General features: G+C 60.9%; 11 protein-coding genes. 2 read left to right on the top strand and 9 right to left on the bottom strand.

Features of this window, described 5'->3' with window-relative positions; all coding sequences use genetic code 11:
- Positions 1 to 80: 80 nt before the first annotated feature.
- The 5 genes from ACIQU2_RS10735 to ACIQU2_RS10715 form a co-directional block, all read right to left on the bottom strand.
- Positions 81 to 1,106, bottom strand: a complete 1,026-nt coding sequence (locus ACIQU2_RS10735; RefSeq protein WP_017341316.1) for a putative 2-aminoethylphosphonate ABC transporter substrate-binding protein — start codon at positions 1,104 to 1,106, stop codon at positions 81 to 83.
- Between the two features lie 31 nt (positions 1,107 to 1,137).
- Entirely contained in the window at positions 1,138 to 2,862 is a 1,725-nt protein-coding gene (locus ACIQU2_RS10730) for a putative 2-aminoethylphosphonate ABC transporter permease subunit (protein ID WP_403140411.1), read from the bottom strand.
- Complete coding sequence (locus ACIQU2_RS10725) at positions 2,862 to 3,938, bottom strand: putative 2-aminoethylphosphonate ABC transporter ATP-binding protein (protein ID WP_403140410.1); 1,077 nt, start codon at positions 3,936 to 3,938, stop codon at positions 2,862 to 2,864. Before ACIQU2_RS10725 ends, ACIQU2_RS10730 begins: the two co-directional genes overlap by 1 nt.
- A 221-nt stretch (positions 3,939 to 4,159) precedes the next feature.
- On the bottom strand, positions 4,160 to 5,023 hold the full coding sequence (locus tag ACIQU2_RS10720) for a LysR family transcriptional regulator (protein WP_403140408.1): 864 nt from the start codon (positions 5,021 to 5,023) through the stop codon (positions 4,160 to 4,162).
- Positions 5,024 to 5,039: 16 nt separating this feature from the next.
- Complete coding sequence (locus ACIQU2_RS10715; protein WP_403140406.1) at positions 5,040 to 7,301, bottom strand: heavy metal translocating P-type ATPase; 2,262 nt, start codon at positions 7,299 to 7,301, stop codon at positions 5,040 to 5,042.
- Positions 7,302 to 7,386: 85 nt separating this feature from the next.
- Here ACIQU2_RS10715 and cadR point away from each other — a divergent pair, with 85 nt between their 5' ends.
- A complete protein-coding gene (gene cadR, locus ACIQU2_RS10710) occupies positions 7,387 to 7,836 on the top strand; it encodes a Cd(II)/Pb(II)-responsive transcriptional regulator (RefSeq protein WP_056738877.1) in 450 nt (149 codons plus the stop codon).
- A gap of 124 nt (positions 7,837 to 7,960) precedes the next feature.
- On the opposite strand, the gene ACIQU2_RS10705 is transcribed toward cadR, so the two are convergent.
- From ACIQU2_RS10705 to ACIQU2_RS10695, 3 genes are all read right to left on the bottom strand, one after another.
- Positions 7,961 to 8,932: a thymidylate synthase gene (locus tag ACIQU2_RS10705; protein ID WP_033060541.1), complete on the bottom strand. Its 972-nt coding sequence runs from the start codon at positions 8,930 to 8,932 to the stop codon at positions 7,961 to 7,963.
- Between the two features lie 48 nt (positions 8,933 to 8,980).
- Positions 8,981 to 9,787, bottom strand: coding sequence for a prolipoprotein diacylglyceryl transferase (lgt, locus tag ACIQU2_RS10700; protein WP_403140403.1), 807 nt, complete (start codon positions 9,785 to 9,787; stop codon positions 8,981 to 8,983).
- A gap of 81 nt (positions 9,788 to 9,868) precedes the next feature.
- Entirely contained in the window at positions 9,869 to 10,651 is a 783-nt protein-coding gene (locus ACIQU2_RS10695) for a sulfite exporter TauE/SafE family protein (RefSeq protein ID WP_033060544.1), read from the bottom strand.
- Between the two features lie 120 nt (positions 10,652 to 10,771).
- Between ACIQU2_RS10695 and ACIQU2_RS10690 the strand changes: the two genes are divergently transcribed.
- Positions 10,772 to 11,518 carry an NRDE family protein gene (locus tag ACIQU2_RS10690; protein ID WP_403140401.1) on the top strand — a complete coding sequence of 249 codons (747 nt, stop codon included), beginning with the start codon at positions 10,772 to 10,774 and terminating at the stop codon, positions 11,516 to 11,518.
- A gap of 114 nt (positions 11,519 to 11,632) precedes the next feature.
- Here ACIQU2_RS10690 and ptsP read toward each other — a convergent pair.
- On the bottom strand, positions 11,633 to 13,814 hold a 2,182-nt coding region (gene ptsP, locus ACIQU2_RS10685; RefSeq protein WP_403140400.1), incomplete at its 5' end, for a phosphoenolpyruvate--protein phosphotransferase.

Genomic DNA, 13,814 nt, shown 5'->3' with positions numbered 1-13,814 from the left:
CCACATTGGATTTGTGATCGACGCACATCCCCTGTGGGAGCGAGCTTGCTCGCGATGAGGCCCTATCAGCCTACGAAGACTTACTTGGCAGCCACTTTCTCGGACTTGCCGTCATAGCGCTTGCGCCATTCGGTCAGGATTTCGTCGCGATTCTTCGACGCCCAGGCAAAGTCGTTCTTGATCAAACGCTGCTCATAGTCCGCCGGCAATTCGGTCTGCGGCTTGGCAATACCTGGCTGCGCGAGCACCGCGAAGTTCTCTTTATAAAGCTCCATCGCTGCAGGGCTTGCCGAGAAGTCGGCCAGTTTCTTCGCCGCGTCTTCATGCGGTGTGCCCTTGATCACAGCCGTCGCTTCGATCTCCCAGCCCAGGCCTTCTTTCGGCAGGATGATGTCCAGCGGCGCGCCTTGGCGCTTCAGTTGAACGGCTGGGTATTCAAAGGAAATACCGATCGGGAATTCGCCCGCAGCCGCCAGTTTGCAAGGCTTGGAACCGGAGTGAACGTACTGGCCGATGTTCTGGTGCAGGTCGTCCATGTACTGCCAGCCCTGCTTCTCGCCGAAGGTTTGTAGCCAGGCGCTGACGTCGAGGAAACCGGTGCCCGACGAAGCCGGGTTGGGCATGACGATCTTGCCTTTGTACTCAGGCTTGGTCAGGTCCTGCCAGCTCACCGGTTTGGTCAAACCCTGTTTCTCTGCTTCGACGGTGTTGAAGCAAATGGTCGCGGCCCAGACGTCCATGCCGACCCAGGCCGGCGGGTTGGCGGCGTCGCGGTAGTTGCCGCCGATCTTGCCCAGGTCCTTCGGCGCGTAGCTTTGCAGCATGCCTTGCTGGTCGAGGATCGCCAGGCTTGAAGCCGCCAGGCCCCAGACCGCATCAGCCTGCGGGCGGGCTTTTTCGGCCAGCAGTTTGGCGGTGATGATGCCGGTGGAGTCGCGCACCCACTTGATCTCGACATCCGGGTTGGCCTTTTCGAAGGCTTCTTTGTAGGTCTTCAGTTGTTCGGCTTCGAGGGCGGTGTACACCGTCAACTCGGTTTTCGCCGCGAAGGCGTTCAGGCTGAAAGCAGTGAGGACAGCAGCGGCCAGGGCCATAGGCTTGAACATGATCTTTTCCTGTTTGAGTTGAGGGGTTGAATCAATGACCAGGCGCGGTCTGCCGCCAGGCTTGGGAGCGACGCAGCAAACCGCGCGAAGCCCAGGCCAGCAGCAGGGACACGCCCGCCGAGGTGAACAGAATCAAAGTCGACATCGCCGCCGCGCCGCCGACGTTGCCGGCGTCGTCCATGTTCAGCACCGCCACCGCCGCGAGGATGGTGTCGGGGCTGTAGAGGAAGATCGCTGCCGACACGGTGGTCATGGCCGAGACGAACAGGTAGCGCACGATGTCCAGCAGCGCCGGCAGGCAGATCGGCACGGTGACGCGCAGGTAGTGCCGATACAACGGCGCCTTGAGCGACAGCGCGGCGGCTTCGAACTCGGCATCGAGTTGGCGCAACGCCGTGGTAGCGGTCATTTGCGCGGTGGTCAAATAGTGAGCAATGGTGCAGACCACCAGCAGGGTCATGGTCCCGTAGAGCACATGCAGCGGGTTGCCGGTGAGGTTGAAGAAGAAGACGTAACCCAGGCCCAGCACCAGACCCGGCACCGCCATCGGTACGAAACTGAGCATGCGCAGTGTCAGATTCAGCCCGCGCTGGCCCTTGGTTTTTTCCATCAAGTACGCGCCGGTAAAGATCAGCACGCTGCCGATCAACGCCGTGCACAAGGCCATCTTCACGCTGTTGCCATAGGCCAGCCAGCCGCCGCCCGCCGTGTCGTTGAACTGGTAGTGGTTGAGCGACAGCGACAGGTTGTACGGCCAGAATTTCACCAGTGACGAATACACCGCCATGCCGAACACCAGCAGCAACACCGCGCAGATCAGCAGCACGATGGCCAGGTAGCAACCGTCCCGCAGTTTCGACGGCGCCGGTTGAAAGACCTGTGCCCGACCGCTCATGGAATCGCCGTGACGGCGACGCAGCCAGGCGTCGACACCGAAGCTGAACAGCGCTGGCAGCAGCAGGACCATGCCGATCAACGCGCCGCGACCAAATTGTTGTTGGCCGACCACGGCTTTGTAGGCTTCCAGCGCCAGCACCTGATAATCGCCACCGACCACTACGGGCACGCCGAAGTCGGTGATGGTCAGGGTGAACACCAGACAGAACGCCGCGAACACTGCCTGACGGGTTGCCGGCCATGTGATGCTACGGAAAGCTTTCGCCGGACTGGCGCCCATGCTGGAGGCGGCATCGAACAGTCGCGCATCCGCCAGGGACAGCGCCGACAGCAGAATCATCAGCGCGTGTGGGAAGGTGTAGATGACCTCACCCAGAACAATGCCCCAGAAGCCGTAGATATTGTCCGAGAGCAAACCGCGCAACATGCCCTGGTTGCCGAACAGATAAACCAGCGCAATGCCCGGCAACATCGACGGCGCCATCAGCGGCAACAGCGACATGCCGCGCCAAATGCCTTTGCCCGGTATCAATGTGCGTTGCAGGGCGTAGGCAAACAGGTAGGCCAGCGGTACGACAATCGCCGCAACGCTGAGGGAAACTTTCAGGCTATTGCCGAGCAACCAGTGGAAATTGGCACTGGTCACCAATTCACGGGCGGCCACCAGACCGCCGCCCTGCCCGGCTTCCGAACTGAAACCGCGCCAGAAGATCGCCAGCAACGGCATCAACACCGCGACGCCGAGCAACACCAGCAAAAGAACTTTGCCGCCGACCACGAACACCCGGTCGCCGATCTCGGCACGGGAGGTCTGCCGAACCTGCTTGTGCGGTATCGGCAGCGCGATGTTCGCGCTCATCAGGCAAACACCTGCAGGCTGCGTGGCGGCAAAGCGACCATGATCTGCTGCGCGCCGAGGCGCGGCATGGCTTCTGACGCCAGTTCCGCCAGCAGCGCATGACCCGGCAGTTGATCGAGTTCGAAGCTCATGCGGCAGCGGTTGCCGAGGAAGGTGATCTCGCGAACCTTGGCCGGGAACAGGTTTTCTTCATGCACGGGCGGGTTGACGTTGATCGCTTCCGGGCGACAGAACAAACGGCCAGATGCGGTTTTCGCGCTGCCTTCGGCCAGGCGCATGTTCATCCCTCCAACCTGGGCATGGCTGTCGCTGCTGCGCTGGAATGGCAGCCAGTTGCCCTGGCCGACGAACTCCGCCACAAACGGCGTCGCCGGGCGGTCGTAGATTTCCTGCGGTGTGGCGTATTGCTCGACCTTACCGTTGTTCATCACGGCGATGCGGTCGGCCATCAGCATGGCTTCGTCCTGATTGTGGGTGACCATCAGGGTAGTGATGCCGAGGTTGCGCTGCAGTTGGCGCAGTTCGGTGCACAGATGCTCGCGGACTCGGGCGTCGAGGGCCGACATCGGTTCGTCCAGCAGCAGCAACGAAGGTGCCGGCGCCAGGGCCCGAGCCAGTGCGACACGTTGCTGTTGGCCGCCGGACAATTGGCCGGGGTACTTTTTCTCACTGCCGATCAGGCCGACCAGCTCCAGCATCTGACCGACACGTTTGCGCACTTCATCGCGACCACTGCCGGCGAGGCCGTAGGCAATGTTCGCTTCGACGGTGAGATTGGGGAACAGCGCGTAGGACTGAAACAGAATGCCGTAGTCCCGCGCCTGGGGCGCCAGGTGGGAAACGTCGCGATCACCGAGGTACAACTCGCCACTGTCCTGTTTTTCAAGACCGGCGATGCAGCGCAGCAAGGTGGTTTTTCCGCAGCCCGACGGACCGAGCAGACACACCAACTCACCGGCCGCCACGTCGAGGGAAACGTTATCCAGCGCGGTGAAGGCACCGAAGCGCTTCTGCACGCCGCGGACTTTCATCGGGGCGCCGGGGTTGGTCAGGGCAGTTGCGATCGAGTGGTTCATGGACAGGCCTCATCAAGCAGATGGAGGCCATCCTAGATTTGTAATGCGTCCGTCATGTGGCAGTGAGGCAAAAATGGCTGATAGTGGTATTCAAGGATTTGGGTTGCTTGGACTGACGCCATCGTCGGATCGCCGCCCGGAGCAAGCTCGCTCCCACAGGGGAATGCATTTCAATGTGGGAGCGAGCTTGCTCCGGGCGGCCCTAACAGGCGACGAAGATCTTAAGCCGGAGCCATTTCCTGCGCCAACCCCAGAAACGCCGCCGGCAGCCGCGCACCTTTTCGCTCTTTGAGGCAGTACAAATACTCGGGAATCTGCGGCGCATTCTCGATGGTCAGCACGCGCAGTTGCGGATCATGCGGCACTTCCTGCCGGGCAATGATGCTGATGCCGATATTGCGCAACACCGCCTCACGGATCGACTCACGGCTGCCAATCTCCAGCAGCGGCCCGAAACTCACCCCGGCGCTGGCCAGCAATTCCTCGGTCAGACGTCGAGTGGTCGAGCCCGATTCGCGCATCAGTAACGTATGCCCGGCCAACGCACTGAGCGGCACATGGTCGTGGACCGCCAGCGGATGATTGCGATGCACCGCCAGCACCAGCGGATCGCTGCCGAGCACCCGGCGAATCAGCCGCGCATCCTCCAGTAACTGCGAAGACGCAGCGATATCGACCCGGTAATCCTCCAACGCTTCAAGTACCTGCTGGGAGTTGCCGATCTCCACTGACACTTCCACCTGCGGCAAGCGCTCGCGAAAGGTCTTCACCAGATCGAGGATGTAATACGGCGCGGTCGCGGCGATGCGCAACGTGCCTTGGACCTGACCGCTGTTACGCAGGAAAAACTCGATGTCGGCTTCCTGCTGCAACAGCGCCTTGACCATCGGTATCAACCGCGCACCTTCATCGCTGACGCTGAGGCGGCGGCCGCCACGGTAGAACAGTTCAACCGAGTACTGACTTTCCAGATTGCGAATCTGCGTGGTCACGGTGGGTTGGCTCAGGCCGAGTTTTTTCGCCGCCAGGGTAATGCTGCCCAGGCGGGCAACCATGTAAAACGCCTTCAGCTCGGCACTCAGCACACCCTTCCCTCATCGTCTATTTGCGCAACAGGCGCAAACCGTTGAACACCACCAACAGGCTCACGCCCATGTCGGCGAACACCGCCATCCACATGGTGGCGATCCCGGCGAAGGTTACCCCAAGAAAGATCGCTTTGATGAGCAATGCCAGGGCGATGTTCTGTTTGAGGATGCTTGAGGTTTGCCGTGACAGCCGGATGAAGGTCGGGATCTTGCGCAGATCATCGTCCATCAGGGCGACATCGGCGGTCTCGATGGCGGTATCGGTGCCCGCCGCCGCCATGGCAAAACCGATCTCGGCTCGCGCCAGCGCCGGAGCGTCGTTGATGCCGTCGCCGACCATGCCGACGTTATGGCCCTTCGCATAAAGGGCTTCGATGGCTTGCAGCTTGTCGGTCGGCAGCAGATCGCCCTTGGCCTCGTCGATGCCGACTTGCGCGGCAATCGCCTGAGCGGTGTGGACGTTATCGCCGGTCAGCATCAGGGTTTTGATGCCCAGGTCGTGCAGTTGCTGGATCGCCTCGCGGCTGGACTCTTTCACGGTGTCGGCCACGGCGAACAGCGCCAAGGGGCCGGATTTGTCGAGCAGCAGCACCACGGACTTGCCCTGTTTCTCCAGCGCGAACAGCTTTTCCTCCAGTGCAGGCGAGCACAAGTTCAGTTCTTCCACTAAACGGTGATTACCCAAGTGGTAAACGTGACCGTTAATTTCGCCGCGTACACCGCGACCGGCCAGCGCCTCAAAGTTATCCACAGTCAGCGGTGCGAGTTGTTTATCTACAGCCGCGTTAGCAATGGCCAAGGACACTGGGTGATCGGAGCGACTGGCCAACGCCGCCGCAATCGCCGGGGCTGATTCGTCCGCGGTCGGATCAAGGGACAGGTAATCGGTCTGCACCGGTTTGCCGTGCGTGATCGTGCCGGTCTTGTCCAACGCCAGGTAATCGAGCTTGTAACCGCCCTCCAGATAGACGCCGCCCTTCACCAGAATGCCTTTGCGCGCCGCCGCCGCGAGGCCGCTGACGATGGTCACTGGCGTAGAAATCACCAATGCACAGGGGCACGCAACCACCAGCAACACCAACGCACGGTAGATCCAGTCGAACCACAGCGCGCCCATCAACAGTGGCGGAATCACCGCCACCGCGAGCGCCAGGATGAACACCGCCGGGGTGTAGATTTTCGAGAAGCTGTCGACGAAACGCTGGGTCGGCGCCCGCGCGCCCTGGGCCTGTTCGACGGCGTGGATGATTCGCGCCAGGGTCGAGTTGTTGGCCGCAGCGGTTACCGAGTACTCCAGGGAACCGGCCTGATTGATGGTGCCGGCGAAAACCTTGTCACCGACAGTCTTCTCAACCGGCAGGCTTTCACCGGTGATCGGTGCCTGATCGATGGTTGAACTGCCCGACACCACTTCACCGTCCAGACCGATTCGCTCGCCGGGACGCACCCGCACTCGCGCCCCCAACTCGATGGTTTTGACATCCCTCTCGATCCAACTGCCGTCGGCCTGCTGCACCGTGGCCTGTTCCGGGGTCATCTGCATCAGGCCGCCGATGGCGTTGCGCGCCCGGTCCAGTGACTTGGCTTCGATCAACTCGGCGACGGTGAACAGGAACATTACCATCGCCGCTTCCGGCCACTGACCGATCAGGATCGCGCCAGTCACCGCGATGCTCATCAGCGCGTTGATGTTCAGGTTGAGGTTTTTAAGCGCGATCCAGCCCTTCTTATAGGTGCCGAGGCCGCCGCTGAGGATCGAGATCAGCGCGATGACCGCTACAACCCAGTTCGGTGCAGCGTTGGTGAAGTGGATCACTTCGGCGACCAGTGCGCCAACACCCGACAGCGCCAAGGGCCACCAGGGCTTTTTCTCGGGTGCCGGCGCTGGCGGTTCAGCGCCCTGCTCTATCGGCTCAGCCTGCATGCCGAGGGACTTGATGGCGTCGATGATCGGCGCAGTGCTCGGCAGGTCATGGGTGACGCCCAACACGCGGTTGATCAGGTTGAATTCCAGTTGCTGCACGCCCACGAGTTTGCCGAGTTTGTTCTCGATCAGCGTCTGCTCGGTCGGGCAATCCATGGCGTCGATGCGGAAGCTGCTCAGTCGCGCGCCAGCCGTTGGGGTTTCGCTCAACTTGATCAGCGACGGCGCCGCCACTTTGGCGGAACAGCAGGAATCCCCGTGCCCGCCATGGTCATGCTTCTGTACAGGCTGCAGCTTGTGGCTGTGATCGTGATCAGCCTCGGGTTTGTGCGTGTGAAGGGAATCGCTCATTGGGTCGCGTCCGGAAAGGTGCCTGTTGCCAAGTAAAGACCCTGTAGCCACTATAGGGTCAAGCACCCTTTTGGAGATTGCCGTCATGAAGATCGGAGAACTGGCCAAACTCACCGACTGCGCCGTGGAAACCATCCGCTACTACGAGCGCGAAAACCTGCTGCCGGAGCCGGCCCGCAGCGACGGCAACTACCGCGTCTACACCCAGGCCCATGCCGAGCGTCTGACTTTCATCCGCAACTGCCGCACCCTCGACATGACACTGGAAGAAATCCGCAGCCTGCTGGCCCTGCGCGACAGTCCGCAGGATCAGTGCGAAAGCGTGAATGCGTTGATCGACGAGCACATTCATCACGTCAAAGCGCGGATCGATGGGTTGATGGCGTTGCAGACACAACTGCTCGACCTGCGCCAACGTTGCAGCGAAGGGCCGGATATTGATCAGTGCGGGATTTTGCAGCGGCTTGAAGTGAGCGGCGGGGTTGTGGCGACGGAGGTTGAGCATTCCCATGTCGGCCGCAGTCACGGCCACTGAAAACACCACAAAACCCTGTAGGAGCTGCCGAAGGCTGCGATCTTTTGATCTTTAGCGATGCTGGGCCGCCGAAGATCAAAAGATCGCAGCCTTCGGCAGCTCCTACAGGGGATCGCCGTAAGGCTTAGACCGCCATCGGTGCGGTCATTGGGGCGTGGTGTTCGTAACCCTCAAGCGAAAAATCGCTCGGCTCGATCAACTCCAGCCACTCCGGCTGATAAACACCGGTCTTGGCAAACTCCGGCACACGGTCGCTAATCACCAGTTTCGGCATCGGGAACGGCTCACGCTTGAGCTGTTCATTCAGCATGTCCAAATGGTTTTCGTAGACGTGGGCATCACCGATGAAATAGGTGAACCAGCGCGGCGTATAGCCGGTCAGGCGACCGATCAGGCTCAGCAGCGCGGCGCCTTCGGTGAGGTTGAACGGCGTGCCCAGGCCCAGGTCGTTCGAACGGATGTAGAGGGTCAGGGAGATTTCCTTCGTCTCGACATTCGGGTGGAACTGGTACAGCAAGTGGCACGGCGGCAGGGCCATTTCATCAAGTTGGGCCACATTCCAGCCGTGGAACAGAATGCGGCGGCTGCCCGGGTCTTTGATGATGGTGTCGACACACTGGCGGATCTGGTCGATCGCCTTGTACAGCACCACGTAGGCCTGGCCGTCTTCTTCGCCTTCAGCAATCTGGCGATAGCCTTGGCTCAACGTCTGTTCGATGGCGGCCTGATTGCTGACCGGGATCTGCTTGTACGCCGGCCATTTGCGCCATTGCACGCCGTAGATTTCGCCGAGATCGTCTTCGCCCTGACGGAACGGGTTGGCCAGCCACTGGGCGTTTTCGTTGGCGTTCTGATCCCAGACCTTGCAGCCTAAGGCACGGAACTCAGCGGCGTTGTTCACCCCGCGCAGAAAACCACACATCTCGCCGATGGCCGATTTGAAGGCCATCTTGCGCGTGGTGATCGCCGGGAAACCTTCCTTCAGGTCATAACGCAGCATCGCGCCAGGGAAGCTGATGGTGTTCACGCCGGTGCGGTTGGCCTGTTTGGTGCCGTTCTTGATGACGTGGGCGACCAGTTCGAGATATTGCTTCATGAGTTACCTGTGTCCTTGAACCCGGGACCGTCGCCCCGGGGTTCGAATTTATACAGCCGCCGCTGGAGCCGCCGGTGCACGGTGATACGCCAGCCAGATCAGGAACAGACCGCCGACGATCATCGGTACGCACAGTACCTGACCCATGGTCAGCCAGTTCCAGGCCAGATAGCCCAGTTGCGCATCCGGCGCCCGGACGAATTCGACGATGAAACGGAAGATGCCATAGAACAGCGCGAACATCCCGGACACCGCCATGGTCGGCCGCGGCTTGCGCGAGAACAACCAGAGAATGGCGAACAGCGCCACGCCTTCGAGCGCGAACTGGTACAGCTGCGACGGGTGACGCGCCAGTTGCGCCGGATCGGTCGGGAAGATCATCGCCCACGGCACATCGGTTGCCTTGCCCCACAACTCGGCGTTGATGAAGTTGCCAATACGTCCGGCGCCCAGACCGATCGGCACCATCGGTGCGACGAAGTCCATCAGCTGGAAGAACGACTTGCCGTTCTTTTTACCAAACCACAACGCGGCCAACATCACGCCGATGAACCCGCCGTGGAACGACATGCCGCCCTTCCACACTTCAAAGATCAACAACGGGTTGGCGATGTAAGCACTCAGATCGTAAAACAGCACATAGCCCAAGCGGCCGCCGACAATGACCCCCATCGACATCCAGAACACCATGTCGGAGAGTTTCTCTTTACTCCAGGTCGGGTCGAAGCGGTTCAACCGGCGCGACGCCAGCAGCCAGGCGCCGCCGATGCCGATCAGGTACATCAAGCCGTACCAGTGGATTTTCAGCGGACCGATGGCCAATGCCACCGGGTCGATCTGCGGGTAAGGCAGCATTGCGACTCCTCGTTAGAGTTGAAACCTTTAAAATTCCCGGGCGACGCTGTCACGCCAGGATTAAGTCAGGATTGCGCTGCGTCAGAGCAGGAAATTCAGGCCCACGCAGAACAGCAAAGCGGCGAACAGTCTTTTCAGCAACTTCGGCGACAGGCTGTGGGCCAGTCGTGCGCCGAGGCGGGCGAAGAACATGCTGGTCAGGGCGATCCCCAGCAACGCCGGCAAATAAACAAAACCGAGACTATGGGCCGGCAGCAATGGATCGTGCCAGCCCAGAATCATGAAAAATAATGCACTGGACAAGGCAATCGGCAGGCCGCAGGCGGAAGAAGTCGCCACCGCTTGCTGCATCGGTACGCTGCGCCAGGTCAGGAACGGCACCGTCAGCGAACCGCCGCCAATCCCGAAAATCGCCGAGGCCCAGCCAATCACACTGCCGGCCACGGTCAGACCGACTTTACCCGGCACCGTTCGAGAAGCCTTGGGTTTGAAATCCAGTGCCAGTTGCGCGGCGATGACCAAGGCGAAGACACCAATGATTTTCTGCAGGTTGGGCCCGGAAATCGCCTCCGCCGTCAGCGCCCCAAAACCGGCGCCGATGAGAATACCGAGGGTCATCCAGGCAAAAATCGGCCAACGCACGGCACCGCGGCGATGATGTTCGCGGATCGCATTGACCGAGGTAAATATGATTGTCGCCAGGGACGTGCCGACCGCCAGGTGCGTGAGAATCGACGGATCGAACCCTTGCAGCTTGAAACTGTAGACCAGCACCGGAACGATAATGATCCCGCCGCCGACCCCGAACAGCCCGGCCAGCACACCTGCACAGGCGCCGAGCGCCAGATAGAGCAGAAATTCCATGCGCATCCCCAAATGAGAGCGGCATGGTAACGGATGCATGGCCTCAAGCTCCACTGGATGGCGATGGATACCCACACGATGACTGAGTAGAGTGGGCAGAAAACACACAAGGACTGCCTTATGTGCCTGATTGTTTTCGCTTGGCGACCGGGTCACGCCCAGCCGCTGATCGTGGCGGCCAACCGCGACGAATTCTATGCCCGGCCCAGCCTGCCGCTGGCGCAATGGCCCGAAGCACCGCACGTGCATGCCGGTCGCGATCTGGAGGCAGGGGGCACCTGGCTTGGTGTTGGCGCCCATGGACGCTTCGCTGCGTTGACCAATATTCGCGATCCGCATCAACCTCCATCGCGCAAATCACGAGGTGAGCTGGTGGCGGGTTTTCTTTTAGGCAACATGTCGATTGATGATTACTTAAGCGACGTTGTCGGACGTTCGCTGGAGTATGCCGGATTTAACCTGCTGGTCGGCAATGCCAACGAGTTGTGGCACTTCAATGCTCGAGAAACTGAGGCGGTGATGCTGCCGCCGGGGGTTTATGGGTTGTCGAACGCCGGACTGGATACGCCATGGCCGAAACTGCTCAAGGCGCGAGCAGCGCTGGAGGAAGTGCTGGACGATCCGCAACCCCAGGCGTTATTGGCGTTGCTGAATGATCCGCAGACGGCGCCATTTGCCGAACTGCCGGATACGGGGGTCGGGTTGGCCACCGAGACGTTGCTGTCGAGTGTGTTTATTGCCAGTCCGACTTATGGGACGCGAGCGAGTACGGCGTTGATTGTTCAGGCGGATGGGACGCGGTGGATGGTTGAGCGGAGTTTTGGGCCGTATGGCGGGCATTTGGGGGAAGTGGAGCTCAGGGTTTAGATCGGTGTCGTTTGGGCGGGCGCCTTCGCGAGCAGGCTCGCTCCCACAGGGGACTTGCGTCGATCACAAATCAAATGTGGGAGCGAGCTTGCTCGCGATGAGGCCATCAGCCTTTTAGAGGGTTTTGGCCGAAGCCGGATTAATCATCCGCGCCAACCCAAGGTTCTTCAGCGCCAATTGCAGCGAGCTGTGGATAACTTGCGGGTTGTCGATGGTCATCAGCTGGGCGAGCAATTCCTTGGCCTTGCTCAGATTGATCTGACGCAGCATCCACTTCACTTTCGGCAAGTTGGTGGCGTTCATCGACAGGCTGTCGAAGCCCATCGCCATCAACAGCACCGCCGCCGCCGGATCACCGGCCATCTCACCGCAGATACTCACTGGCTTGCCTTCGGCATGAGCGTCACGCACCACGCTCTGAAGGGCTTGCAGCACCGCCGGGTGCAGGTAGTCGTAGAGGTCGGCTACCCGCGGGTTGTTTCGATCCACCGCCAACAGGTACTGGGTCAGGTCGTTGGAGCCGACCGACAGGAAGTCCACTTGCCGCGCCAGTTCCTTGGTCTGATAAACCGCCGCCGGAATCTCGATCATCACGCCGATCGGCGGCATAGGCACGTCGCAGCCTTCGTCGCGGACTTCGCCCCAGGCCCGGTGAATCAGGTGCAGGGCTTCTTCCAGCTCGTGGGTGCCGGAGATCATCGGCAGCAGGATCCGCAGGTTGTTCAAGCCTTCGCTGGCCTTGAGCATGGCGCGAGTCTGGACCAGAAAGATTTCCGGGTGGTCGAGCGTGACGCGAATGCCGCGCCAGCCGAGGAACGGGTTGTCTTCCTTGATCGGGAAGTACGACAGCGATTTGTCGCCGCCGATGTCCAGGCTGCGCATGGTCACTGGTTGCGGGTGGAACGCGGCGAGCTGCTCGCGATAAATCGCCAGTTGCTCTTTTTCGCTCGGGAAGCGCTGGTTGATCATGAACGGCACTTCGGTGCGGTACAGGCCAACGCCTTCAGCGCCACGCTTCTGCGCTCGCGCCACATCCGCCAGCAGGCCGGTGTTGACCCACAGCGGCATGCGGTGGCCATCGAGGGTCACGCACGGCAAATCCCGCAGTGCATCCAGCCCGAGGGCCAGTTGCTTCTCTTCCTCGACCACTTCGGCGAACTGCTTGCGCAGCACTTCGCTGGGGTTGGTGTAGACCTCGCCGTGGTAGCCGTCGACGATCATCTGGATGCCGTCGACCTTGGAATACGGCAGATCGACCAGGCCCATCACCGTCGGGATACCCATGGCGCGTGCCAGGATCGCCACGTGGGAGTTGCCGGAACCGAGTACCGATACCAGACCGACCAGCTTGCCTTCCGGCACCTCGCCGAGCATCGCCGGCGTCAGTTCTTCGCTGATCAGAATGGTGTTGTCGGGGTAGACCAGGGTCTGTTGACGCTCTTCCTGCAAGTAGGCGAGCAAGCGGCGACCAAGGTCTTTGACGTCGGAAGCGCGCTCACGCAGGTAGGCGTCGTCCATCAATTCGAAACGGTTGACGTGTTCGGTGACCACCTGACGCAACGCGCCCTGGGCCCACTGACCGGTCTTGATCACGGTGGTGATTTCGCTGCCGAGCGAGGCATCGTCGAGCATCATCAGGTAGACATCGAACAGCGCGCGCTCTTCCGGGCGCAACTGGTTCGCCAGTTTGGCGGACAAGGCACGCATGTCGGCGCGTACGCCTTCGATGGCGGTCTTGAACAGCCCGAGTTCGGCGGCGATGTCGGTAATGGTCTTGTCCGGCACCACGTCCAGATCAGCCGGCGGCAGCATGACCACCGCGGTACCGACCGCCGCACCCGGCGAACCCGGTACGCCGATGAACTTGGCTTCCTGAATGCCCTTACCCTGACGACCCAGCCCCCGGATCGAACCGGTGGCTTCGGCGTGGGCGATAACGCCGGCAAGCTGCGCGCTCATGGTCACGAGGAAGGCTTCTTCACCTTCATCGAACTGGCGACGTTCCTTTTGCTGAATGACCAACACGCCGACGACGCGGCGGTGATGAATGATCGGCGCCCCGAGGAATGAGGCGTAGCGTTCTTCACCGGTCTCGGCGAAGTAGCGGTAGCGCGGGTGATCCGCAGCGTTTTCGAGGTTCAGGGGTTCTTCACGCGTGCCGACCAGGCCAACCAGACCTTCGTTGGGTGCCATGCTGACTTTGCCGATCGAGCGCTTGTTCAAGCCCTCGGTGGCCATCAGCACGAAGCGGTTGGTCTCAGGGTCAAGCAGGTAGACCGAGCAGACCTGGCTGCCC

The organism is Pseudomonas sp. NPDC098740 (assembly GCF_044760065.1).
Taxonomy (GTDB): domain Bacteria; phylum Pseudomonadota; class Gammaproteobacteria; order Pseudomonadales; family Pseudomonadaceae; genus Aquipseudomonas; species Aquipseudomonas rossensis.
The sequence above is the reverse complement of the archived record's forward strand: the minus strand, read 5'-3'. Positions and strand labels throughout refer to the sequence as shown.